Source organism: Oceanobacillus sp. GQ8, from assembly GCF_059758495.1.
The window spans coordinates 335,042-359,039 of sequence record NZ_JCAXEV010000002.1 but is presented as its reverse complement, the minus strand read 5'-3'; the positions used below and the strand labels follow the sequence as shown (position 1 = coordinate 359,039).

The following is a 23,998-nucleotide window of genomic DNA, read 5'->3' as shown; positions in this document are numbered from 1 at the left end:
TGTTCTCCTTTATGTTGAATATTTCAGTAACTTTCCTAATGATAACAATTTTCATTCTCATTTACAATAAAATTATTTATTACAGATTCAAGAGAGTTTCTTATGTTATTGTTCCATCCTATCCCTTATAATATAATGGCAACAGTTTTAATTTTGTTTTATACGGGGAGTAACTTTTATGTCTTTTTTAAATAGATTTTCTGCTGCAAAGGGGTACAAGCAATCAAGGCCAATGGTGGCTACGTTTATCTTAACTGGTGGCTTGGTAATTCTTATTCTTTGTATTGCCTTCTCTATTCTTTATGGGAGTGCTGATATTAAAGTAAGTACCATCTGGCAGAGCTTAGTACAATTTGACACACTACAAACATCTCATCAAATTATACGTAATCTACGAATTCCAAGGGCCTTAGCAGCTACTTTAATTGGTGCAGCTCTCGCTGTTTCTGGTTCTATTATGCAAGGAATGACACGAAATCCACTAGCTTCTCCTTCTATTATGGGAGTCACTGCTGGTGCTACGTTTATGATGGCTATTTCTTTCGCCCTTATGCCAGGCGCTTCAAATGTTACCGTTATGGTTTGGGCGTTTCTCGGCGCTGGATTAGGTGCAGGCATCGTGTTTGGTGTTGGATCCTTGTCCAAATCTGGACTGACACCTGTTAAACTGGCCCTTGCCGGTACAGCGGTGACTGCTTTGCTCAGCTCCATTTCTTCTGCTATTGCCATTCACTTCAATATAGCAAAGGATTTAAGCTTTTGGTATGCAGGTGGTGTCGCCAGTGTGCAGTGGGTCCATGTCCAATTGCTGGCTCCTATAGTTATAGTAGGCTTGATAGTTGGACTAGCATTAAGCAGTTCTATTACCGTTCTCAACCTTGGTGAAGACCTTGCAAGGGGACTTGGCCAAAAAACATTTCTAGTCAAAATCATTGGGACCCTCGTTGTCTTACTGTTGACAGGGGCTGCGGTTTCCATTGCGGGAACAATTGGATTTATTGGGCTAGTCATACCACATATTACACGTTTTCTTGTAGGAACAGATTACCGCTGGATAATACCGTGCTCCGCCATACTCGGGGGCATATTACTAGTGGCAGCTGACACGGTTTCCAGAATGGTTAACCCCCCATTTGAAACACCAGTGGGCACCATTACAGCATTAGTTGGCGTGCCTTTCTTCCTTTATCTTGCACGCCGTGAAGGGAGAGCAAAGCAATGAAAAAGCTAACCCCAACAAAAAGAGCTTGGCTAGTGGCCGCTTCATTATTTATAGCAATTCTCCTTACGCTTATAATTAGTTTAAACTTAGGAGTTATGCAAATTTCGCCTGTCGATGTATGGAAAACCCTAACAGGTAATGGAACATCGCAAAGCAGCTTAATCCTATTTGACTTTCGTCTGCCACGCATGGTAATTGCCCTTCTGATTGGAGCAGGGATGGCCGTCTCGGGGGCAATCCTGCAAAGCGTGACACAAAATGAATTGGCCGACCCAGGTATTATTGGAATAAATGCTGGTGCTGGCTTCGCTGTGGTTCTTTCTATTTACCTGTTTCAATCGGGTACAATAACAGCTTCCACTGCGTCGGTCTTTCTGTTGCCAGCAGCAGCCTTAATAGGTTCTGTTGTGGCAGCTACCTTAATCTATGCGATTTCTTGGAAAAACGGTGTATCCCCTATTCGTCTTATCCTCGTTGGGATTGGAATTAACGCAGCATTCTCTGCTTTAATCATCGTTTTCCAATTGAAAATGGACCCAAACGATTTTACAAGGGCGACCGTTTGGCTATCAGGGAATATCTCAGGGACAGATTGGACCTACGTTTATGCTTTACTGCCATGGATCTTAATTCTTTTACCCTATACTTTTTTCAAGGCAAATACACTAAACACGATGAACCTTGGGGATGATATTGCGAAAGGCCTTGGTACAAAGGTGGAAAGGGAAAGAATGCTCTTATTGCTCGCTGCGGTGGCTCTTGCAGGCTCAAGTGTAGCCGTAGGCGGCGGTATTGCATTTCTTGGCCTTGTCACACCACATCTAGTCAAAAAATTAGTAGGCACGAGGCATCAGGCTATATTGCCAATTACGGCACTGATGGGTGGTTTCCTTCTTCTTGTCGCTGACACAGTAGGAAGAAACATTCTTTCTCCTTCTGAAATTCCCGTAGGCCTTGTCGTTTCCGTAATCGGCGGTATTTATTTCATCTACTTGCTCATTAAGTCTTAACCAACGGAGGAAGAAACCCAAAAGAAAGTGCAGTATTCCCAAGTTAGGAATACTGCACTTTTTTATAATTCTAATTCTTTTGGTGGCTGTCCCTTTTTATTCATTAACCGAACTGCTACTGGCTCAACTTCCAGCACGACAAGGTTCGGATCATCCGGCCCATCAAAATACAGCTTCATATGATCATTCCATAAAGCCTTCTTTACCTCTTCCGAATCATTGAAACTTACTTTACCTTCGTATTCCACAAAACTGTCTCCAAATCCTTCCCCTTCATAGCCTAAAATGATATGCGTATAAGGGTTTTCTTCTATCTCTTCTGTTTTATCCGTATCTTCATTCGTAGGTGTATAAAGTTTTAATCCTTCGTTATGAAACGTCATATACCTGGAATGCGGCTTGTTGTTCTTTACAGTAGCCATTGTACCTACATGACTATTATCAAGTATATGCTCAACCTCTTTTTTAATTTCGTTCTGGTTGTCCATGGATATACACTCCTTTTATTATATCTATAGGTATTATTCCATTTGGCCAAAGAAATTAAACACGAATATTCTATAGTGTGCATGATTAAATAAGCCCCATGAACAGGAAAAAAGCCACTAGTTCAGTAAAACCAGCCGCTTTTTATTTGTCTATCCTTGATTATTAGAGTTTACGTTTATAGATCAGTGCCTTCTGCCGTAAGGACCGTTTAGTCTGCGATCCGTTTGGCTTTTCACCATACGACGGGCCTTGATAAGTAAGATGGCATCTTCTACCTCTGCCTTGCTTAGCTCCATATGGCCTACAAAAAGTTTATAGTCTTCCCATGTTTTATCTAGCTGTAAGTCGATTACTATTTTATGTTTCTCTTCTTTAAGAATATCATCAACCGTTACACCAAATAATTGTGCCATTTGGCAAAGGTGTTTTTGACTTGGTTCTCTTTTTCCAAGTTCATAGCTCCAAACAACGCTTTTGGTGAAGTGCAACTCTCTTGCAATTTCCTCTGGCGTATATCCCTTTTCTTCTCTTAGTTTCTTTAATTTATCCCCTATCTCGCTCATATGTACCTCCTGCTTAACCATAAACTCCCTTTTGTTATAAAGTGAAACTTCAATCAGTGGGGGTTTTCATTCTTCCCCCACTGATTGTTAGTTGAACCAATCGGGGTGTTAACGTCCGTTTCTCCCTCTTAACCATCACGGTTTCTCCTCACGTTTTGAAGTGGGAGTCTTACGGACGGTTGCTCCGGGAAAAATTTGTATAATTAATATCATAGCACATTTTCCCGAAATTTAAATGCTAATTTCCACTGTTCTGAAAAATACACATTCTGTTAACAAATTGGCTCCCTGCCTGTCATGATTTTATGTTTTTTTTCATAGACATTACTCATAAGTGAGCCGAGGGGGAATGATTATGAATAACGCCGAAATCGTTTCTGAAGAAGATGTAAAGCGCTATGATATATTAAATAAACAAAAGAAAGAACTGGAACAAGAAATGAATCGATTGAAGAAAAAATTTCACACTTATTTAGATGAAGAGTTAGGAAAAGATAAAGCAGGAGAAATTAGTCGTGGCCATTATAGGCTAAAGCGCCAGATTCGATCTAGTGTTGCTTATGAGACAGACCTAACAATTAAAAAGCTGGAAGAGGCTAATCTTCAGGATTTTGTTCTCATTGAAAAAAAACCAGATACAGAAAAGTTAGAGGCGGCAATTAAATTGGGGCTAGTAGAGAAAGAGATGTTTGAAGAATGTAAAAAAATTAAGTCAACACAAGCAATTGTAGTAAAAGAAGTTTAAAGGATAGTAGCTTTATTCTTATCCATCACATAATTAAAGTTCTTTTCATATTCCCTGGTATAATGCTATGATAGAGCTTTAAGGACGTGATAAAAAATGAATGATTACAAAGTCGTAAAGGCTCTCAATAATAATGTACTAATCGCCCTAGATGATAATCAGCGCGAAGTAGTCTTAATAGGTAAAGGAATTGGCTTTAACAAAAGTAAAGATTCCATCATTCCTGAAAATACAGTGGAAAAGCTATTTGTTCTGCGTAATGAAAAAGCGCAAGAACATTATAAAAGCCTAATCCCTGATTTAGACGAAAACACGCTAAATACTATCATTTCTTCCTTTGAGATCATTCGAAGAAGAACACGGACTATACTTAGTGAAAAGGTCCATGTTGCGCTGACAGATCATATTCTGTTTGCCACTACAAGACTATTAAATGGAATGGCTATCAAAAATCCGTTTTTAACAGAGACGAAAGCGCTCTATCCATTCGAATATGAGGTTGCCGCTGAAGTAGTGGAATTTATCAACCATTCCATGCAAATAGACTTGCCAGAAGGCGAAATTGGCTTTATTGCTTTACACGTCCACAGTGCGATTACGGATAAAGCCGTCTCCGATGTAAATCGCTACTCCAAACTCATTATTCAGCTGATTGAGATGATAGAAGTGCAGTTGCGCGTAACGATTGACCGGGAAGGGATGGAATACGCCCGTTTACTCCGGCACTTACGCTATACCATTGAGCGGGTACTTAATGATGAAATAGTACAGGAGCCGGAAAAAATAGCTTCCCTATTGAAATCTGAGTATCCAACATGCTACAATCTCTCGTGGAAGATAATTAAAATTATGCAGCAAACGTTAAAAAAGCCCGTATATGAGGCTGAAGCGGTATATCTAACGATGCATCTTCAACGGCTTATAACAAAATAATGACATAAAGTGAAACTTCAATCAGTGGGGAGTTTTTATTCTTCCCCCACTGATTGTTAGTTGAACGAATCGGGGTGTTAACGTCCGTTTACTCCCACTTAAACATCACGGTTTCACCTCATGTTTTGAAGTGGGAGTCTTACGGACGATTGCACCGGGATAAAACGATTATACGTGTTACTGATTCGGTCAGGCATGAGTAGAGACGATTATGAAAAAATGATATGGGGAATTAGCCCTGTCATCTTTTTTATCGTATCTGTTCATGCCTTTTTTGTACGTTAGGAAAGTATAACGAGGCAGTTAAATTTTGAATTCCCGAGTATCACGTACACATTCTCTAAAAGAGAAACTGATGTGAATTTTTCTCATTTGCTTTCATTAACATAATCAATTAAGTACTTTTATTCTGGGAGGGTTTCCTTTGTTTAAAAAGGCTTTTGGCATCCTACAAAAAGTAGGAAAAGCTTTAATGTTGCCGGTAGCACTCCTGCCAGCAGCTGGTTTGTTACTTGGTTTTGGTAACGCAGCTCAACAGGAATCGATGCTTGAGTATCTGCCTTTTCTGAGTGCAGACTGGATTCAACTTATGGCAACTGTAATGGAAGATTCCGGTGGCATTATCTTTAATAACTTGGCACTTATATTTGCAGTCGGAGTAGCAATCGGATTGGCCGGTGATGGCACAGCAGGTCTTGCTGCAATTGTAGGCTACTTAGTATTAAACCAGGTAATGAGTTCCTGGGTTGGCGTGACACCTGAAACGGTAGCGGCAGATCCTGGCTATGCGACTGTATTGGGGATACCTACCTTACAGACAGGTGTCTTCGGCGGGATTATTGTCGGGCTAATTGCTGCATTTTGTTATAACCGGTTCCATGATATTGAGATGCCTTCATTCCTTGGCTTCTTTGCAGGTAAACGGTTTGTACCAATTATTACGGCTGCTATAGCGTTTGTAGCAGGTTTATTGCTACTCCTTATCTGGCCACCTGTACAACACGCGATGAATAGCGCATCTTACTGGTTAATTGAAGAGGGAACTTATCTAGCAGTGTTCTTCTTTGGATTTATTAAACGATTACTCATCCCATTTGGTTTGCATCATATTTTTCACGCGCCTTTCTGGTATGAATTTGGTTCGTATACGACGGCTGCAGGAAATATTGTACGTGGGGACATGACGATCTTCTTCGCTCAATTAAAAGATGGCGTTGATATTACTGCTGGTAACTTTATGGCAGGTGAATTTCCAATTATGATGTTCGGACTGCCGGCTGCAGCGCTTGCAATGTACCATGCAGCAAAACCAGCTAAAAAGAAACTCGTTGCAGGATTATTAGGTTCTGCTGCGTTAACATCCTTCTTAACAGGGATTACAGAGCCACTTGAATTTACTTTCATGTTTATATCACCACTATTATTCTTCCTTCATGCTGTATTGGATGGACTGTCATTTGTACTGATGACCATGTTCAGTGTAAACGTAGGATACACGTTCTCTGGCGGTGCGATTGACTTTGCCTTATTTGGAATACTACCTAACCAAGAACCATGGTGGATCACCATTATTCTTGGATTGATTTTTGCTGTCATTTACTACTTTATCTTTCGTTTCTTCATTAAAAAATTCAACTTGATGACGCCAGGACGCGAAGAAGATGATGAATTAGAAGGCGACACCAAAACAGAAGCTGGTGACCTTGCATATAACGTGCTAGAAGCAATAGGTGGACAGCAAAACATTTCGCATTTAGATGCCTGTATTACAAGGCTTCGTGTATCCGTTAAATCAATAAAAGATGTAGACAAAGGCAGACTTAAGAAGCTTGGTGCTGCAGGGGTTCTTAAAGTCGGTGACAATATTCAGGCGATTTTCGGACCGCGTTCGGAAACATTAAAAGGACAAATGCAGGATATTATTTCAGGTAGAAGACCGCGGGTTACAGAAACAGATCAACAGGAAGAAGTTAAGCAACAGATTGAAGAAATAAATCCGGAAGCGATGCAGAACGATGGCACAACAAATGAAGCGATCCACACACCGTTGAAAGGTGAGATTGTCTCTATTACAAGAGTACCGGACCAAGTCTTCTCTGCCAAAATGATGGGCGATGGTTTTGCTATCATGCCAACAGATGGAACAATTGTCTCTCCAGTCAACGGAAAAGTAGTGAATGTTTTCCCTACAAAACACGCAATTGGAATCGAATCCGATGGAGGTAGAGAAATCTTAATTCATGTTGGAATTGATACGGTTCACTTGAATGGAATTGGATTTGAAACACTAGTTGAGCAAGGAGGTACAGTTAAGGCCGGACAACCTTTACTCAGTGCAGATTTGGATTACATTGAAAAGAATGCTACATCGATTATGACGCCAGTTGTCTTTACAAATCTCCAAGAGGGCGAAAAACTTGTTCTCCAAAAACAAGGTAATGTTGCATTGAACGAAAAAAACATCATTCAAATTGAGAAACAATAAGTTAAGGGACTAGCAATTTATCATGCCGAACGGTTTGCGTACTCTTAAAAAGTCGTGCACCCGTTCGGCTTCTCTTTTTTATACAATTATACTTGCCGCACGTTCCTTATCCATTATCGTATGATGAAAACTCTCTTTTTTCATCATTAAGAAATTTGGAAAGATATAATTTAGGCCAAAAGTCTTCCTTTTTCCCTACTTTTTGGTATATAGTAAGAAAAGACTTCTAAATGTGGGGATTGCTCGCACGGTACAATTTTCTTACCTTTTTTGAAAAGGAATTCAAAGCTCTAGAAAAGGTCCATTTATTTTTAAAACGGAAAAACCCATCTTCCAAGGTAACGCTCCCCTATACCAGCGTAAACGCCACAAGATACACCATATTTATAAGGAAATACCAGTTGTTGTATGGTAATGTCTTTACTTAAAGAAAGACTAAAATGGAAAACATTTCGTGATATGCCCTCACTTTATAAGATATTATTTCATATCCATTGCCCACAAGGAAAAATCACAAATCATGCTTAACTGAGGTATTCCACACGTTTTTTTACCTCATAGAGGATACCATCATCGGTCATTATTGATCCCTAAGCTTGGCTCATAAGATAAGTTATATTATGTGCCATACCTGGTGGCGCCTGAAGTACCAAGCACACTGCCCACAACCTATTCGAATTCTAAGAGGTGTATTGCTCTCCCAAGAGACTTTAAGACACAAAACCTCGTATACACACAACAAAAAGGGAGGAAATTGAATGAATGAATTTACTATAGTAGCATTTATGATTGATATAAGTATTATTTCTGGATTATTACTAGCAGGGACGATTCTGCGGGCAAAGCTAAAATGGATGCAGGCACTCTTTCTCCCTGCAAGCATGATAGCCGGTTTTATTGGACTAGCCTTTGGTCCAAGTGGTTTCGATTGGCTGCCCTTTTCAGACCAATTTAGTTCTTATCCCGGACTTCTAATTGCCGTTATTTTTGCAGCCATACCAATCGGTGCAGCAAAGGTAAACTTGAAGGAAATTATTCATCGCGTAAGAGAGATGTGGTCGTTTTCCATGCTATTAACCCTTCTTATGTGGGGAGCTGGTGCACTATTTGGGCTAATCGTGTTAGTACCTCTTTTCTCAGATTTACCAAGTGGCTTTGGATTAATTCTAGGTGCAGGTTTCCTTGGAGGACACGGAACAGCTGCAGCAATTGGCGAAGGGTTCCAATATTACGGTTGGGATGAGGCTATGGACCTTGCCATGACATCAGCTACTATCGGAATTTTAATTGCAGTACTTGGTGGATTGGTTTTGGTAAAACGAAGTACCGAAAAAGGACATACGAAATTCATCCAAAGCTTTAAGGATCTCCCAAACGAATTGCGTACAGGGTTAATGGGGAAAACAGAACGCACTGCAATGGGTGAAGAGACTGTATCACCTAGCTCTATTGACCCGCTTGTTCTGCATATTTCCATTATTGCGCTGGTCATCGGGGTTTCCTATTGGGTATCTGACATTTTACAAAAAGCCATTCCTGCTGTTTCCATTCCATTATTTAGTATTGCTTTTATTCTGGCCCTGCTTTTTCAAGTCGCAAGCCGCAAAGTGAAGGCAGATGAGTATGTGGATCAACGTGTAATGGAACGTATAGGTGGAACAGCGACAGATTATCTTGTAGCGATCGGGATTGCTTCTATTAATATAACGGTTGTGGTAGATTACGCACTTCCGCTAGCTCTGCTCTTCCTATTTGGAACGATTTGGGCATATATTCTGTTTCGTTTTATTGGACCTAATATTTTTAAAGACTTTTGGGTGGAAAAATCCTTGTTCGGTTGGGGTTGGAGTACTGGTACGGTGGCAATGGGACTTGCCCTGCTGCGGATTGTAGACCCAGAGTTAAAGAGTAAAACGACCGATGATTATGCATTAGCGTATATCGGCGTAGCTCCTTTTGATATTGCGATTGTTACCTTCGCCCCTATGCTGGTGGCATTTGGGTTTACTTGGGTCATCCCACTCGTCTTGTTAGTGGCGGGAGCTATCATCATCTATGTAAATCGATCATTCGGTCTATGGGGAAGACGAAAACTCGATCAATAGGTATTATGACAGAAAGAGGATGGAGCATAACATTTTAACGAAAGAATCTAGGGATATACTACGAAAATAGTGTGTGTCTCATCCATAATGTTATAAAGTGAAACTTCAATCAGTGGAGGTTTTCGTTCTTCCCCCACTGATTGTTAGTTAAACGAATCGGGGTGTTAGCGTCCGTTTACTCCCACTAAAAACTCACGGTTTCCCTACATGTTTTGTAGTGGGAGTCTTACGGACGGTTGCACCGGGATAAAAAGTGCCGGACGATTTCGAATCTTATTATACAATTCGACAATCGTCCGGCTTTTGCTTACTTCATTTTCTTTTTGCCTTACCCTATTTTTTACTCTTTTTCTAAAAAATCCTCTGGCAAAGCAAAACGCTCATTAAGCAACATAAGCTCCAGTGGATTTTCTTTTTCTTCATTATTATCCTCTTTGATCTGGGCCATTTTGCGGTGAATCTCTTCCATTTTACGATCCAGCTTCGTCGCAGAGTCTGCGGCTTCCTTCAGCTCTTCCGTTAGATGTGCTGGAACCTCTTTATTATATTTATAATAGATCTTATGCTCCAAGCTAGCCCAAAAATCCATGGCAATCGTTCGAATTTGAATTTCGACATACATATTTTCTTCACGATCTGACATAAAAATGGGAACCTGCAAAATGAGATGAAGACTCTGATATCCATTTGGCTTCGGGTTTTTAATATAATCCTTACATTCAATCACTGTAATATCCTTTTGACGTTGAAGCATGTCACTTATTTCATAGATATCTGATATAAAGGAACATGTTATTCGTATGCCCGCGATATCCCGCACATTCTCTCTAATAGCAGGGAGTGACAACTCATATCCCTTCTTCTTAACTTTCTTTAATATACTCTCGGGTGCTTTCAACCGAGAATTCACATGCTCAATTGGATTATATTCATGTATATAATGAAACTCCTGTTTAAGAATATCGATTTTAGTATTCATTTCGTGTAAAGCAAATTTATAAGACATCATAAATCTAGTTAATTCTACTTTTAGTGTTTTAAGATTATTCACAGCTCCAGCGACCAATTTAAACTTCCTCTCGCGATGTCATTTGCAAAGCCCTTTTTGCAGTAGGGTCAGTTCTATTTCATAATTCTCCATTGCCTGCTCCTCAGAAAGATTTCGTGAGAATTTCTCCATAATATTTCGCATTGTAACAGCGATTATGATTTGCATAACATGTACAAGCCCATCTTCAGATTGCGTATTTAAAGCAGACATTTTTATATAAGGTCTAAGGCCATCTATCATTTCGTTACTATCCCCATAACTGAACATCTCTGCAAGCGATTGTTCCACTTTATGCGTCATATTAAGAAAGGCATGCCTTAAAAATTGAAGATTCTCTTGTGTTGGAATTTCTTGTAATAGAATGGCATACATTTCGGTCATTGTTTGAAATATATCTCCATCATACTTCTCTAGAATTGAAAAAAAGATACGCCTGCGTTTCTGTGCTTGTGTATTCAACAGATAAAAGAACACATCCTCTTTCCCTTCAAAGTACTGATAAAAGCTTCCACGCGGTATCCCAGCCTGCCTTACAATATTCGCAATAGAGGCTTCATAAACTGGTACCCGGGAAAATTCCTGCTCTGCAGCAGTAACTAGTTTTTGTTTCTTTTCTTCAGGAAGATTATAAAAAGTTAAGGTTGGCATGCAATCCACTCCAAATGTGACAATGTGTCACTTCGATATATCTCCATAATAAATGACACCAAATCATAATTCAATACATTATGACTTGGTGTCATTTATTAGACACAATTATGCTTGGCAATGTAAGCGGTAGGCTTCAACAAATGCCATAGGAGATTCCTTTACCGTATAGGAATAGACGCCCTGTGATGTGTGTAAGTATAAAAGGCCACCTCCGTCATTGCCTATTTCACGGTAGGAAACATCTAGAATATCTTTCATCAAAAACTCTCTATTTTGGGTAGTAATCTTCTCATCAAATAACGTCAGGACGCGCTCATGCTCGATGTCAATTTGCTCTATGCTCGTTACCTTCCGTTCCATTTTAAAATAAGGCTGTTTTGCTAAAAGGTTCATACAAACCCTCCATTCCCCTACATCTTACTATTTCAGAGAACAGAGGGCAAAAGAAAAGCGGAGGGTGCTACGTGTGTACGTCTTCCTTCTTAAGATGGATTTACGGTGATAATACGACCAGTTTCTGCTGCTTGAAGCATTCCCAGTACTACTTTTAACGATCCTAGGGCGTCCCGGCCAGAAGCAATTGGTTTTTCACCCGTTGTTACACAATGAATGAACGCGTCAATAACACCCGTATTGGTTTGGTTATCATTTGTTTGAATTGTTTCCAGCTGATAATTAATCTTCTCTCCAGTGCTTTTAATCACTTCTAACTGGTATTCAGGGTGGTGATAAATCTTCAAAATACCTGTTTCACAATAAAGAACAGTACTGTTATCTTCCTCTCCATAATAGGACCAGGAGAAGGACGCCGAGCCGAGACAACCTTTTTTTGTTTGCATACTGGCCACGATATTATCACAGACTTCAATTGGCTTACCCTGTTCATCCACTTTATTAAGCGCTCCTTGAAAAGCACTAATCTTTGTAATCTCGTCATCTAGAAGGTAATGGATTAAATCGAGCTTGTGAATGCCCAAATCACCTGCCACTCCAAATCCAGAACGTTCTTTTTTAAAAAACCATGTAGATTTTGATTTATTCACTCCCCAGTGTTCCGGCCCTTTATGGCCAAAGGTCGTTCTAAAGGTGAGAACCTTACCTAACTCCCCGCCTCGAATAATCTCTCTTGCTTTTTGGTGTGCACGAGTAAAGCGTTGGTTATGATCCACCATCAATACCTTGCCTGATTTCTTCTCTGCTTCCAAGATCTCTTGTGCGTCCTTTACAGTAAGAGAAATAGGTTTTTCACAAAGTACATGCTTTCCAGATAATAAAGCTTTCGTTGAGAAAATATGATGATTTTCATTTGAGGAACAATCACTGATCACCTTAATTGTGGGGTCTTCTAACAATTCATTAATCGATCTCGCCACAGAGCCATCGAACATAGTAGCGAGGCGTTCTGATCGTTCCGAATTTCGGTCATAAAACACGATCCCCGAAATCTGCTTATTTGCTTTATATTCTGGTGCGTGGCGCAATTTTGCAATCGAGCCACACCCAATAATACCTGCTTTCATCTTCAATCGCCCCTCTACTACTCGCGTTTTTGAAATACTACCGCTACGATGATGATTAACCCTTTAACAAACCCTTGCAGGTGGGGGGATACATTCATTAAGTTCATCATATTATTTAAGATACCTAGGATAAGAACTCCAAAAAATGTTCCAATAATCTTCCCTCTTCCACCAGTCATTCTTGTTCCACCAATAATGACCGCAGCAATGGCATCTAGTTCGTAGGACACTCCAGAGCTTGAGGAGGAAATGGAATTGAGTCGAGAGGTTTCAATTGTAGCAGCAACACTAACCAAAAGCCCTGTTAAACTATATACCCCTATTTTCACTCTATCTACCCGGATCCCCGATAACATTGCTGCTTTTTCATTACTTCCAATTGCATAAACGTATCGCCCGAATCTTGTTTTATGCATAAGCAAATAGACAAACACTGTCATGATAATAAAAATAATAATCGGGTAATCAATCATAAGAAATTCACTATTGGCAATCGCACTAAAGCCAGACACTTCTCCTGAGATACTTCCTCCATTAGCAATATACAAGGCAATTGACCTGGCAGCTGCCATCATACCAAGGGTGGCAATAAATGAAGCTATCCTTCCCTTTGCGACCATCAATCCGTTAAGAAGCCCTGCAAAGGAACCGACAATAAAAGCTGTCAAAACAGCTGCAATAATACTACCCGTTGCATTTAATGCTATAACAGCAATGACACCGACCAATGCAAGCACAGATCCTACCGATAGGTCGATCCCTCCAGACAGCATGACAACCGTCATTCCAAGTGCGATGATCCCAATAATGGAAACTTGCATAAGGATGTTCATCTGATTGTTAATATCGAGAAACCTTGGACTCATAAAAGATGCTGCGATAAAAATAATTAAAAAGGCTATAATGACGCTGTACTCAGACCACAGCCAAGATAGTTTATCTTTCCAAACCGAGCGCTCTTGTCTATTGTTTTGCTGTGGCTGCATTTCTGTATTTCCCACCTTTTCCACCCTCCCTTTTCGATCCCGTTGCATAACTCATAATTAGATCCTCTGTTGCCTTATCACCATTGATACTAGCAGTAATTTCTCCTTGATACATGACGTGGATATAATGGCAAACCTTCATTATTTCCGGTGCTTCAGAAGAAAGAATAATGATTGCTTTCCCCTCCGAAGCAAGGTCAACAATATGTTGGTAGACCTCTCTTTTGGCACCAACATCAATCCCTTGAGTAGGGTTATCAAAGATAAGAACATCAGGCCCTACTTCCAGCCACTTCGCAATGACGACTTTCTGTTGATTTCCTCCACTTAGTTTATCTATCGTGACAGTTGGATCGTGAAGTTTTATATTTAATTTATCGCGATAATAAGAAAACCTGCTTTTTTCTCTCTTTTCCTGAATAAAACCAGCCTGTTCAAAGTGACCCATGGAAGAAAGTGTTAGATTATGAATAACGTTTAAATCTTTTATAATCGCATTTTCTTTACGATCTTTCGGCACAAGGCCAAGTCCCGCTTTTAAGGCATGCTTAGGATGATTTATTTTCACCTGCTTGCCATTGACCTTTATTTCGCCAGTCGATTTCCTTCTATAGCCAAATAGCGTTTCAATAAGCTCTGTTCTACCATCGCCCGCAAGACCCGTAAAACCAACTATTTCCCCTTTCCTTACGATAAAGTTAATATCACGAAATTCACCCTCGCAGCCTAAATCCTTTACTTCGAGTATCGTATCCCCAAAGGAATGCTCCTGCACAAATCGCTCTTCTGAAACGGATCTACCAACCATCATGTTTGTAATCTGGTCTAGCTCTGTTTCGTTTAAGCTCCCTGTTGCGACCAACTCCCCATCCCGCAGTACAGTATATCTGTCGCAGATAGCTTTAATTTCCTTTAACTTATGGGAAATGTAAATAATGGAGACGCCTGTCTCCCGGAGTTTTGTCATGAAACTGAATAACCTTTCCACTTCATGCTCTGCAAGGGCTGTCGTTGGTTCGTCCATGATAATAATCCGGGATCTGTGTAAAAGTGCGCGCGCAATTTCAATAAGCTGTTTGTAGGACGTATCTAAATTACGAACGTATTCCTTCGGGTCAAGTCTGACACCCAGATTTGCTAAAATGTCCTCGGTCTGTCGGCACATCTCCTCTACTTTTAGAATGCCTAGCTTGTTACGTAGCTCTGAACCTAGGAACATGTTTTCATAGATTCGTAAATCGCCAACGACATTTAATTCCTGGTGAATAAAACTTATTCCAAGTTGCTGAGATACTTTTGGTGTCGTAATGGCAACTTTTCCTCCATCCACCGTAATGAATCCTTTATCAGCTAAATGCACCCCGCCGAGTATATTCATTAAGGTAGACTTCCCAGCGCCATTTTCTCCAAGCAGTGCATGGATTTCCCCTTTTTTTACTTGTAACGAGACCTTTTTCAATATAGGGATCCTGTTAAACGATTTTTCAATATCATTCATTTCTACAATCCAATCATTCGACATAACTATCCCCCTTTATTAAACAAAAGCTTAGACTGAAAACGACCCAGCCTGGATCAAATGAGTTCAAGGAAACACAATGTTGTTACCTTTTTACATTGTGCTTCCTCACCATTTAATTAGAATTTAGAGTCAGGATCATATTGTTCTTCTACATTGTCTTTAATGATTTCTGTCGCTTCCAAAATAACCATTGTTTCCTCTGGCTCTTCTCCCTTAGCCAGCTCTGCTGCAATTTTCACGCCTTCTCGAACCATCGTTGGAGAATAAAGGAAGGTTGCGGAAATAAGGCCATCATCTCTAATACTTTCAAATACTTCTTTTGCTCCACCTGCACCTGTCACAAATTGAATATCCTCGCGTCCTGCTTCTTTAATTGCTTGCACTACTCCTAATGCCATTCCATCATCTTGGGTAAACACGGCATCAATTTCCGGTTGTGCCTGCAAAATGTTTTGCATCACTTCTAAAGAAGTTTCGGTTGAAAATTCTCCACTTTGAGATGCAATGATCTCCATGCCGTCTGTGCTCTCAATAGCCTCTTTAAAACCTGCCCCACGTTGTTCTGTAACAGAGCTAGGAGGACCGGTAATCTCGACTATCTTTCCTTTTCCGCCTAACTTATCAATGAAGTATTCCCCAGCGTTTACACCAATTCCTTCGTTGTCCCCTTTTACAACCACTGTAGCTGCATCATTCTCCAACTCACGATCGACGATAACTAATGGGATACCAGCATCTTTTACTTTTTGCCCTACTGGCGATAGTGCTGCAGATTCGATGGGAAGCATAACAATTACATCTACATCCTGTGATATCAGATCATCCACATCGTTTGCCTGAGAGTTAGGATCTGCTGCATTCGTCATAATATATTTAATACCTTCTGCCTCTTGTATCTCCTTCGCCTGACTTTCGGCATTATCAATTAATGCCCCCATCCAACCATGGGTTGCAGAAGGAAGGGATATTCCAATCGTAAGATCGCTATCTCCGCTATCTCCTCCGCCTTCACTATCCCCACTGCTCTCCTCTCCACAAGCAACTAAACCAATAACGAATAATGCCAACAAAAACAACCACAACTTTCTCACACCAACCACCCCTTTTGTGTTTTAAAATACTAGCCAAGCTGTTGTAAACGTTTACATTTACTTATTCTAAGGCTAGCGCTCTACTATTAAAGCAGATGTTTAATAACAGAGCGCTAGTCTTAGATAGTTATCCTGCTGTTGAGCCACGAATTACAAGTTCATGTTCTAACATGACGCTTTCAACCTTTTTTCCTTTTATCCGGTCAATGAGCATGCTGGCTGCAATCTTTCCCATCTTATACATTGGCTGGGAGATGGTTGTCAAAGTTGGATAGGTCATATTGGAAAAATCAATTTTATCAAATCCCACAATGGCCATATCTTCTGGCACCTGTAATCGTTGGTTATTCACTTCTTTTAGTGCACCGATAGCCAACAAGTCTGATACTGCAAAAACGGCTGTTGGCCGTTCTTTCAGCTTTAGAATCCTTTTCATTGCCTGCTGCCCATTATCAAATCCCAGTTCAGAAGCATGTAGGACATATTCCGGTCGGATTGGAATGTCATGCTTCACCAACGCTTTTTGATAGCCCTGTCTCCGCTGCTGTGCATAGAGATAGGTCTCATCAGAGTTGATCATCGCAATGTTACGGTGGCCAATTTGAATCAGATGATTTACCGCACGATAGGCAGCCTCTTCATTATCAATTGTTACATACGGTATCCCACTGTCTGGCGTATATTCACTGCATTGAATAATCGCGTGCTTCTCAGCCAATTTAAGTAAGGTTTCTCGATTTACCGCAGGGTCCATAGAGATAATACCATCAGCCATCTTGTTGCGCACAAGCTCAAAATAGATGTTCTCACGTTGTGGACTTGAATCTGTCTCGCAAAGTAAAATATTATAGTGAAGGCTAATTGCAGTTTGTTCAATTCCTTTAATTATTTCTGTGTAAAAAGGATTAGAGATTTGCGGGATAAGGATCAAAAGTATTCTACTTTCAGAGTTTCGTAGATTTCTGCCCAGTACACTAGGTTCATAATTCAACTTGTTGATTGCTTCTTCAACCTTTAGCTTCGTCTTGTATGTAACGCTATTTTGCCCATTTAATACACGTGATACTGTGGCGACAGATACGCCTGCTTCTTTTGCTACGTGGTGGATGTTGGTCATTATGGTGTCCCTCTTTTCAAACGCCGCCAATTGTAATCGTTTACAATTTCATAGTAATACAGTCCTAATTTTCTGTCAATATGTTTTTTAAATATATACAAAATGGTTGATTTATCATGTTGAATTATATATGTTTAGTAATGTAAAGGATTACAAAATGAGTATACAAGACTAATAGAGGAGGTTGTTCAAATGAAATTAGGTGTTTTTACAGTATTATTCTCCGATAAGTCATTTGATGACATGTTAGACTACGTTTCTTCCAAAGGATTGGAAGCGGTAGAGTTAGGAACAGGTGGTTACCCTGGTGATGCACACTGTAAGGTTGATGAACTACTCAACGATGAACAGAAATTATCCGAGTTCAAACAAAAAGTGGAATCACGTGGGTTAATGATTAGTGCCTTAAGCTGTCACGGAAACCCTCTTCATCCTCAAAAGAAAATTGCAGAGCCAGCAGATGAAATATTAGAAAAAACGATTATCCTTGCTGAGAAGCTTGGTGTACCGGTTGTAAATACCTTCTCTGGATGCCCAGGAGACCATGAAGGTGCCCTCTATCCAAACTGGCCAGTGACACCTTGGCCACACGACTTCCAAGAGGTACTAAAATGGCAATGGGAAGAAAAGCTTATTCCGTACTGGAAGGAAAAAAGTGATTTTGCAGAAAAACATGGTGTTAAGATTGGACTTGAGCTACATGGTGGCTTCTCTGTACATACTCCTGCAACCATGTTGAAGCTTCGGGAAGCGTGCGGTCCGGCAATTGGTGCCAACCTTGATCCTAGCCATATGTGGTGGCAAGGTATTGATCCCGTTGAGTCGATTAAAATACTTGGTCGTGAAAATGCAATTCATCATTTCCATGCAAAGGATACGATTATTGACCAGCCAAACATGAACCGAAATGGACTTACAGATATGACCGACTATTCCCAAATGCGTGATCGAGCGTGGTACTTTAGAAGTGTCGGATTTGGTCATGACACAAAAACATGGGCCGATATTGTGAGCACCCTACGTTTAATGAATTATGATTATGTAGTTAGCATTGAACACGAAGATGGCCTCATGTCAGTAGACGAAGGCTTCACTAAAGCAGTAGAAAACCTCAAGCCAGTCATGGTGAAAGAATCCATGGGCGACATGTGGTGGGCATAGAAAAGTAGTACTTTAGTAAGCAAAGAACCTCTTGCGACTCTACTGAGAGCACTAAACTATTACTGTGCTTAATTTTAAATAGTTATTCATGCCCAGCTAATTTTTATTAAGGGTTATTAAAAAACTGCCTGACACCCCCTTACTTTATGGCAAATTAAAGAATCCATTTTGAAAAAAGATTGATCAAAATGGATTCTTTCCAGCATTTCTGAGTATACTTCTTATATTTTATAATACTTGTGCTGCTTAGCAATTGAGCACGTTTGAAAAGAATAATAAACTCACTTGAAGCCTTAAAATACAGTGGTATTATCATAATAAGTTTTAAAATGACTCGGTGAAAATCCAGTGGACCGTTTAAAAGCACTATAAAAGCTAGAAATACTTTGATAGCCTACATGATAACCAACATCTGTACTATTTAATGTGGTCTTCAAAAGCAACTCTTTTGCCTTTTCAACTCTGATTCTTTCTAAATACATACGTGGCGTGTAACCAGTCCATACCTTAAAAAGCCGATTCAAATGAAAACGGCTAACCCCCACCGTTGACGCTATTTCATCTAAAAGTATTTTTTGGTCATAATTTTTTTTGAGAAATTGTATAGTATCTTCAATAACCGTTGCGGATGGGTTATAATTCTTTGATATCAAATCAGGTCGACACCTCTTACAAGGCCGATACCCTGCTTTTTTAGCTTTGTCAACACTTATAAAAAAGGATACATTTTCATACTTAGGAACTTTAGACTTACAAGACGGCCGACAAAAAATCCTCGTTGTCTTTACTGCATAAAAAAACATATTATCGTAAGCAGGATTACAAGTTATCGTCGCATTCCACATGATATGTTTAGAAAAATTAGTTTGATCTTTCATTGTCCCACTTCCTTGTGTAGAAAAACCTTCTAAGTCCCAGAAGTGTGAAATTACTCATCGTGGCTCCCGATATTCTCCGTTCATTTCATACGCTTGAGCCATAAAGGGTTTGGCAAGCCTTGACGGGTGGAGTTTGCTGCTTAAGCCAAAAAACTCACAAAAATTCATCATCAACGGTTTCCATTTCTCGGGATCGATATAGTTCTTTTCACCTCCCATTAGGATTTTTTCGTCAATATGGGTACTTACAATTTTTACTTCTATTGCAAGAATAGAGCTGGGTTCTTCATAAGAATGAGTATTCTTAATACTACCCTCTAATTGAACTGGACATTCTTTCACAAGTGGCGCTCTCACCATATGCGATGGGATCGGTGTCAGTCCAGCACTTCCAAACTTGTCGTGTTCGTGTTTATAGCCCATCTCCTTTTTAGCCTTTGGCACCGGCGTTTCACCGGTCAACAAAGCCAGCCGATCAACTGCGTCAACAAGATCCTCGGATGGCAAATTGATAACGCATTCTTTCTCCCGTTGTAAATTCTGGACAGTTTTGGACTTGCTGCTCATGCCAAGCATGCACGACTGATTAATCCACCATACTGAGGAGATAGGGGCCAAATTAGGTGACCCGTCTTCGTTTAATGTACTAATAAGAACAACAGGTGTCCCAAAGTATAGTACTTTTGGTTCGATTGTCTTATGCATTTTTTACCACTCCTTGTCTTTTCATGAGATATAAGCTCATTATAAAGTATTGTTGAAGCAAGATATTCTTGATTCTTGCCTTTCAATTCAAGAGCGATGTTATTTAAGCATAGAAACATTTACTTTAATCAAGTAAAGCCGTCTGGTTCTGTATGAAAATAGTCATCTACCTATTGTGTAAATTATTAACACTGAAACTGACCACTCGACGACATTTGCGTTATTAATATCTTTTTATCATAGTCACTTTACTCTTACTTTCCCGTTTCAGCAAATTGCTTGATTCTATCCCCTATTTGATCTCTAACACGTTGAAAGACTTGCCACTTCTCTTCCTCTGTTCCTTCTGCTTTTGCTGGATCATCAAATCCCCAGTGTTCTCTACGGACTTGGGGTGGTGTTACCGGGCATTTATCTGCCGCATCACCGCATAACGTCACAGCCAGGTCTGCATTGTTTAAAATTTCCGGATCAATTATGTCAGAGGTCTGGTCAGAGATGTCGATGGCGATCTCCTTCATTGCCTGAACCGCTTTAGGATTTAAACCATGTGCTTCAATCCCCGCACTCTTTACTACCCAATCATCACCAAGTAATTTCTTTGCCCAGCCTTCTGCCATTTGGCTACGACATGAGTTACCAGTACATAAAAAATAAATAATCTTTTTAGCCATATACTTTTCCTCCTATAGTAAAGTCAACGTTAAATATAAACCTATTAGTGTAATAAATAAAATTGGGATCGTAAGGATAATCCCTGTCTTGAAGTATGTGCCCCATGATATTTTAATTCCCTTTTGCGAGAGAACATGGAGCCACAGTAAAGTTGCTAATGAACCAATTGGCGTGATTTTAGGTCCAAGATCTGATCCAATCACATTCGCGTAAATTAGCGCTTCTCTGATTACTCCTGTTGTATCTGTTTCCGCAATTGCAATAGCATCGATCATAACAGTCGGCATGTTATTCATAACCGAGGAAAGAATTGCTGCAATGAACCCCATCGCTACTGTTGCGAAAAATAATCCCTGCTCCGCGCTCTTTTGGATCACAACGGCTAAAATATCCGTAAGCCCTGCATTCCGTAAACCAAAGACCACCACATACATCCCAATAGAGAAAAAGACAATCGCCCACGGTGCACCTTTAATTACAGCAAGGGTATCAACAGCCTTGCTTGACTTAGCCATGAGTAAAAAGAAAATGGCTACCACACCAGCTACAATCGAAACAGGCAGCTGAATGAACTCGCTAATAAAGTAACCTACAAGTAATATTCCAAGTACATACCAGGACAGACGAAACATTTGCTTATCCTTAATAGCATCAGCTGGCTTCATTAACTGCGTGACATCGTAGGTTGCAGGAATACTTTTTCTGAAGTATAGAAATAGAACTAGAATGGTTGCTCCTAGAGAGAAAAAGTTCGGTATGATCATTCGAGAAGCATATTCGACAAATCCAATATTAAAGAAATCCGCTGACACAATATTTACCAAATTACTTACCACGAGTGGCAAAGAGGTCGTGTCTGCAATAAACCCACTTGCCATGATAAATGGAAAAATCATTTTTTCTTTAAACTTTAAATTCCGCACCATAGCAAGCACAATAGGAGTGAGGATTAATGCTGCACCATCATTTGCGAAAAAGGCCGCAACGATTGCTCCAAGAATACTAACATAGATAAACATTCTAACCCCATTACCCTTTGCCGCCTTGGCCATATGTAGTGCTGCCCATTCAAAAAACCCGATTTCATCAAGCACCAATGATATAAGGATAATGGCTACGAAGGCAAGCGTAGCATTCCATACAATACCGGTTACTTCGGCTACGTCATGAAAGTCCACTACCCCCACCAATAAAGCAAGTACTGCACCGGAACAAGCTGACCAGCCAATGGATAATCCTTTCGGTTGCCAAATGACAAAGATTAAAGTCACCAGGAAAATGAGTAACGCTAAGATGACAGATAACAATATATTTCCCCCTAACAACAATTTATTCTTGTACCGTTCTCCTCAAGCTCCTTCAAACGATAACTTTGATCAGGAAGCTGTTCCAATAATGGCGCAAGAAAAGTATAATACGCGTTCGTTTTATTCAGCGAATAGAAAATCCATTGCCCTTTTCTTTCTTCCTTCACAAGACCAACGTCTCGAAGCTTCCGTAAATGTTGGCTAATTGATGGTTGACTCACTTGAAAGATTTCCACAAACTCACACACACAGCAGGTATGTTCATCCAACAGCTTTAGCATCGTAAGTCGGGTTTTATCGCCGAGCAGTTTAAGGATTCCTGCTGCTTGCTCCATTTCGACGCCTGTCTTTACCATTCTTCATCACCTCTTTTGCATAAGTATATAACTATATGCTTATATACGCAACAACAAAAACATGCTACTACATTAGCAGCATGCCTTTTGCTTATCTATCTCCCATCTTGGGGTTCTTTCAAAATCTGGACACGCTTTAATGTTCGATCATCTGTACGCAAGATATTAAAGGTTAACCCAGCAGCGGTAAGGGTTTCCCCGTCCTCCGGGAAATAATTAAACTCCTTAATTAAATAGCCAGCAAGCACATCTTCCTCTTCTGGAATATTCGTATGAAAAATGGTATTTAAACGGTGGAGTGGTATTTTTCCATGACACACGATTTCCTTATCTGATACTTTTTCAACCAGGGCTTCACTCACGACATCTGTCTCATCTTCAATTTCAAGCCCGATTAACACTTCGATGATATCCTCATGCGTGATAATCCCTTCTGTTCCCCCATATTCATCCAGTACTACAGCCATATGCTTTTTTTCTTGAATCATTTTGCGGAAAACATATTCAATTGAATGGAATTCAAACACAATGAGCGGGTCCATATCACTAAAGGATTCCAATGTTTGCTCAGGGTCTATCGACCATGACAATAAATACTTCGAGTGAAATACCCCTATAATATTATCCACATCTTCTTCATAAATGGGATATCGTGTGAAAGGATTTTGGATCGCCACATCCCGCGCTTCTTCAAAGGTAGCATCGTTTGGTAAGCCAACAAGATCTACTCTGGGGGTCTTCAACGCATCCTTAACATTTAAATTATTGAATTCTAAAACCCCTTTAATTCGATGGGACTCATCTTGTTTAAAAATGCCTTCTGTCCGGGCAATATCCACCATTGCTCGTATTTCTTCCTTCGATACAGATGCCTCTTTATCCTGTCCTTTAGATAGACTCCTTATAATAAAGCCAGTAATCGAATTTAATAGGAACGTTAACGGTTTAAAAATCATGATAACAAACCGAATAACCGGGTAAACAATATACGAAATGCGATCCGGAAAAGCTGCCGCAACCGATTTAGGAATAACTTCTGCAAAGATAATAATCACGACTGTCAGGATAGCAGAAGCTAAGCCAACACTAAATCCATACTCTAGCGCAACCATGGTAACCAAGGTTGGCAGCAGTATATTTGAAATATTATTTCCAATTAGAATGGCGGTTATAAATTGCTCAGGCTTTGAAACGATATCAAGTAATTTTTGGGACTTTTTATCTTGCTTAGACTGTAATCTCATTTTATTCGTTGCAGTTAAAGCTGTTTCGCTACCGGAAAAGAAAAACGATGTAAGTATTAAAATGATTATAGCAATAATCACTTGGTTAATTCCTCCTTGGATGAATGCACTTCTTCATATTATCCATATAATAAAGTATTACCCTACACTTGAAAAGGAAAACGAAAATCATCGCATGATTT

The 23,998-nt window shown here is 39.9% G+C and carries 23 protein-coding genes; 7 read left to right on the top strand and 16 right to left on the bottom strand.

Going from position 1 to position 23,998, the window contains the following annotated elements:
• The first annotated feature begins 178 nt into the window (after window positions 1-178).
• Both AC6CHS_RS06815 and AC6CHS_RS06810 read left to right on the top strand, forming a co-directional pair.
• The gene (locus tag AC6CHS_RS06815) at window positions 179-1,222 is read left to right on the top strand and encodes a FecCD family ABC transporter permease (protein WP_498235075.1); all 1,044 of its coding nucleotides are present in this window, start codon (window positions 179-181) and stop codon (window positions 1,220-1,222) included.
• Entirely contained in the window at window positions 1,219-2,232 is a 1,014-nt protein-coding gene (locus AC6CHS_RS06810; RefSeq protein ID WP_058949565.1) for a FecCD family ABC transporter permease, read from the top strand. The genes AC6CHS_RS06815 and AC6CHS_RS06810 overlap by 4 nt, the downstream gene beginning before the upstream one ends.
• A gap of 62 nt (window positions 2,233-2,294) precedes the next feature.
• Here AC6CHS_RS06810 and AC6CHS_RS06805 read toward each other — a convergent pair whose 3' ends face one another.
• Both AC6CHS_RS06805 and AC6CHS_RS06800 read right to left on the bottom strand, forming a co-directional pair.
• Window positions 2,295-2,720, bottom strand: coding sequence for a pyridoxamine 5'-phosphate oxidase family protein (locus tag AC6CHS_RS06805; protein ID WP_498235073.1), 426 nt, complete (start codon window positions 2,718-2,720; stop codon window positions 2,295-2,297).
• 183 nt (window positions 2,721-2,903) lie between these two features.
• Window positions 2,904-3,284, bottom strand: a complete 381-nt coding sequence (locus tag AC6CHS_RS06800; protein ID WP_498235072.1) for a helix-turn-helix domain-containing protein — start codon at window positions 3,282-3,284, stop codon at window positions 2,904-2,906.
• Between the two features lie 355 nt (window positions 3,285-3,639).
• On the opposite strand from AC6CHS_RS06800, the gene AC6CHS_RS06795 reads away from it, so the two are divergent.
• From AC6CHS_RS06795 to AC6CHS_RS06780, 4 genes are all read left to right on the top strand, one after another.
• Entirely contained in the window at window positions 3,640-4,029 is a 390-nt protein-coding gene (locus AC6CHS_RS06795; RefSeq protein WP_498235070.1) for a hypothetical protein, read from the top strand.
• A 96-nt stretch (window positions 4,030-4,125) separates the two neighbouring features.
• On the top strand, window positions 4,126-4,962 hold the full coding sequence (gene glcT / locus AC6CHS_RS06790) for a glucose PTS transporter transcription antiterminator GlcT (protein WP_498235068.1): 837 nt from the start codon (window positions 4,126-4,128) through the stop codon (window positions 4,960-4,962).
• Between the two features lie 424 nt (window positions 4,963-5,386).
• Window positions 5,387-7,447: a glucose-specific PTS transporter subunit IIBC gene (ptsG, locus tag AC6CHS_RS06785; RefSeq protein WP_498235067.1), complete on the top strand. Its 2,061-nt coding sequence runs from the start codon at window positions 5,387-5,389 to the stop codon at window positions 7,445-7,447.
• A 758-nt stretch (window positions 7,448-8,205) separates the two neighbouring features.
• A complete protein-coding gene (locus AC6CHS_RS06780) occupies window positions 8,206-9,552 on the top strand; it encodes a sodium/glutamate symporter (RefSeq protein ID WP_106898223.1) in 1,347 nt (448 codons plus the stop codon).
• Between the two features lie 340 nt (window positions 9,553-9,892).
• On the opposite strand, the gene AC6CHS_RS06775 is transcribed toward AC6CHS_RS06780, so the two are convergent.
• The 8 genes from AC6CHS_RS06775 to AC6CHS_RS06740 all read right to left on the bottom strand — a co-directional run bounded on the left by AC6CHS_RS06775 (window position 9,893) and on the right by AC6CHS_RS06740 (window position 17,490).
• Window positions 9,893-10,561, bottom strand: a complete 669-nt coding sequence (locus AC6CHS_RS06775; protein WP_498235686.1) for a GTP pyrophosphokinase — start codon at window positions 10,559-10,561, stop codon at window positions 9,893-9,895.
• A 78-nt stretch (window positions 10,562-10,639) separates the two neighbouring features.
• Entirely contained in the window at window positions 10,640-11,251 is a 612-nt protein-coding gene (locus AC6CHS_RS06770; protein ID WP_498235066.1) for a TetR/AcrR family transcriptional regulator, read from the bottom strand.
• Between the two features lie 108 nt (window positions 11,252-11,359).
• Window positions 11,360-11,647, bottom strand: a complete 288-nt coding sequence (locus tag AC6CHS_RS06765) for a hypothetical protein (protein WP_036577800.1) — start codon at window positions 11,645-11,647, stop codon at window positions 11,360-11,362.
• Window positions 11,648-11,736: 89 nt separating this feature from the next.
• Window positions 11,737-12,780, bottom strand: a complete 1,044-nt coding sequence (locus AC6CHS_RS06760; protein WP_498235064.1) for a Gfo/Idh/MocA family protein — start codon at window positions 12,778-12,780, stop codon at window positions 11,737-11,739.
• An 11-nt stretch (window positions 12,781-12,791) separates the two neighbouring features.
• Complete coding sequence (locus AC6CHS_RS06755) at window positions 12,792-13,775, bottom strand: ABC transporter permease (RefSeq protein WP_498235063.1); 984 nt, start codon at window positions 13,773-13,775, stop codon at window positions 12,792-12,794.
• Window positions 13,738-15,282 (bottom strand): sugar ABC transporter ATP-binding protein, encoded by a 1,545-nt coding sequence (locus AC6CHS_RS06750; RefSeq protein ID WP_498235061.1) that lies wholly within the window; start codon window positions 15,280-15,282, stop codon window positions 13,738-13,740. Before AC6CHS_RS06750 ends, AC6CHS_RS06755 begins: the two co-directional genes overlap by 38 nt.
• Before the next feature lie 116 nt (window positions 15,283-15,398).
• A complete protein-coding gene (locus AC6CHS_RS06745; protein ID WP_498235059.1) occupies window positions 15,399-16,373 on the bottom strand; it encodes a substrate-binding domain-containing protein in 975 nt (324 codons plus the stop codon).
• A 127-nt stretch (window positions 16,374-16,500) separates the two neighbouring features.
• The gene (locus AC6CHS_RS06740; RefSeq protein ID WP_498235058.1) at window positions 16,501-17,490 is read right to left on the bottom strand and encodes a LacI family DNA-binding transcriptional regulator; all 990 of its coding nucleotides are present in this window, start codon (window positions 17,488-17,490) and stop codon (window positions 16,501-16,503) included.
• 192 nt (window positions 17,491-17,682) lie between these two features.
• Between AC6CHS_RS06740 and AC6CHS_RS06735 the strand changes: the two genes are divergently transcribed.
• Entirely contained in the window at window positions 17,683-18,651 is a 969-nt protein-coding gene (locus AC6CHS_RS06735) for a sugar phosphate isomerase/epimerase family protein (RefSeq protein WP_498235057.1), read from the top strand.
• A gap of 293 nt (window positions 18,652-18,944) precedes the next feature.
• Here the strand turns inward: AC6CHS_RS06735 and AC6CHS_RS06730 are convergent, their stop codons facing one another.
• The 6 genes from AC6CHS_RS06730 to AC6CHS_RS06705 form a co-directional block, all read right to left on the bottom strand.
• Window positions 18,945-19,529, bottom strand: a complete 585-nt coding sequence (locus AC6CHS_RS06730; protein ID WP_498235056.1) for a bifunctional transcriptional activator/DNA repair enzyme AdaA — start codon at window positions 19,527-19,529, stop codon at window positions 18,945-18,947.
• Between the two features lie 54 nt (window positions 19,530-19,583).
• Complete coding sequence (locus AC6CHS_RS06725) at window positions 19,584-20,234, bottom strand: flavin reductase family protein (RefSeq protein WP_498235054.1); 651 nt, start codon at window positions 20,232-20,234, stop codon at window positions 19,584-19,586.
• A 254-nt stretch (window positions 20,235-20,488) separates the two neighbouring features.
• Window positions 20,489-20,908: an arsenate reductase (thioredoxin) gene (gene arsC / locus AC6CHS_RS06720; protein ID WP_498235053.1), complete on the bottom strand. Its 420-nt coding sequence runs from the start codon at window positions 20,906-20,908 to the stop codon at window positions 20,489-20,491.
• A 12-nt stretch (window positions 20,909-20,920) separates the two neighbouring features.
• Entirely contained in the window at window positions 20,921-22,216 is a 1,296-nt protein-coding gene (locus tag AC6CHS_RS06715) for an arsenic transporter (protein WP_498235052.1), read from the bottom strand.
• Between the two features lie 11 nt (window positions 22,217-22,227).
• The gene (locus tag AC6CHS_RS06710; RefSeq protein WP_498235050.1) at window positions 22,228-22,572 is read right to left on the bottom strand and encodes an ArsR/SmtB family transcription factor; all 345 of its coding nucleotides are present in this window, start codon (window positions 22,570-22,572) and stop codon (window positions 22,228-22,230) included.
• 95 nt (window positions 22,573-22,667) lie between these two features.
• Window positions 22,668-23,897 (bottom strand): hemolysin family protein, encoded by a 1,230-nt coding sequence (locus tag AC6CHS_RS06705; protein ID WP_498235048.1) that lies wholly within the window; start codon window positions 23,895-23,897, stop codon window positions 22,668-22,670.
• Window positions 23,898-23,998: the final 101 nt, after the last annotated feature.

Excerpts from the sequence above, each read along its gene's own strand:
- AC6CHS_RS06815 (WP_498235075.1), top strand. The coding sequence starts at position 179 with ATGTCTTTTTTAAATAGATTTTCTGCTGCAAAGGGGTACAAGCAATCA.
- AC6CHS_RS06810 (WP_058949565.1), top strand. The coding sequence starts at position 1,219 with ATGAAAAAGCTAACCCCAACAAAAAGAGCTTGGCTAGTGGCCGCTTCA.
- AC6CHS_RS06805 (WP_498235073.1), bottom strand. The coding sequence starts at position 2,720 with ATGGACAACCAGAACGAAATTAAAAAAGAGGTTGAGCATATACTTGAT.
- AC6CHS_RS06800 (WP_498235072.1), bottom strand. The coding sequence starts at position 3,284 with ATGAGCGAGATAGGGGATAAATTAAAGAAACTAAGAGAAGAAAAGGGA.
- AC6CHS_RS06795 (WP_498235070.1), top strand. The coding sequence starts at position 3,640 with ATGAATAACGCCGAAATCGTTTCTGAAGAAGATGTAAAGCGCTATGAT.
- glcT (WP_498235068.1), top strand. The coding sequence starts at position 4,126 with ATGAATGATTACAAAGTCGTAAAGGCTCTCAATAATAATGTACTAATC.
- AC6CHS_RS06780 (WP_106898223.1), top strand. The coding sequence starts at position 8,206 with ATGAATGAATTTACTATAGTAGCATTTATGATTGATATAAGTATTATT.
- AC6CHS_RS06775 (WP_498235686.1), bottom strand. The coding sequence starts at position 10,561 with ATGATGTCTTATAAATTTGCTTTACACGAAATGAATACTAAAATCGAT.
- AC6CHS_RS06770 (WP_498235066.1), bottom strand. The coding sequence starts at position 11,251 with ATGCCAACCTTAACTTTTTATAATCTTCCTGAAGAAAAGAAACAAAAA.
- AC6CHS_RS06765 (WP_036577800.1), bottom strand. The coding sequence starts at position 11,647 with ATGAACCTTTTAGCAAAACAGCCTTATTTTAAAATGGAACGGAAGGTA.
- AC6CHS_RS06750 (WP_498235061.1), bottom strand. The coding sequence starts at position 15,282 with ATGTCGAATGATTGGATTGTAGAAATGAATGATATTGAAAAATCGTTT.
- AC6CHS_RS06740 (WP_498235058.1), bottom strand. The coding sequence starts at position 17,490 with ATGACCAACATCCACCACGTAGCAAAAGAAGCAGGCGTATCTGTCGCC.
- AC6CHS_RS06735 (WP_498235057.1), top strand. The coding sequence starts at position 17,683 with ATGAAATTAGGTGTTTTTACAGTATTATTCTCCGATAAGTCATTTGAT.
- AC6CHS_RS06730 (WP_498235056.1), bottom strand. The coding sequence starts at position 19,529 with ATGAAAGATCAAACTAATTTTTCTAAACATATCATGTGGAATGCGACG.
- AC6CHS_RS06725 (WP_498235054.1), bottom strand. The coding sequence starts at position 20,234 with ATGCATAAGACAATCGAACCAAAAGTACTATACTTTGGGACACCTGTT.
- arsC (WP_498235053.1), bottom strand. The coding sequence starts at position 20,908 with ATGGCTAAAAAGATTATTTATTTTTTATGTACTGGTAACTCATGTCGT.
- AC6CHS_RS06710 (WP_498235050.1), bottom strand. The coding sequence starts at position 22,572 with ATGGTAAAGACAGGCGTCGAAATGGAGCAAGCAGCAGGAATCCTTAAA.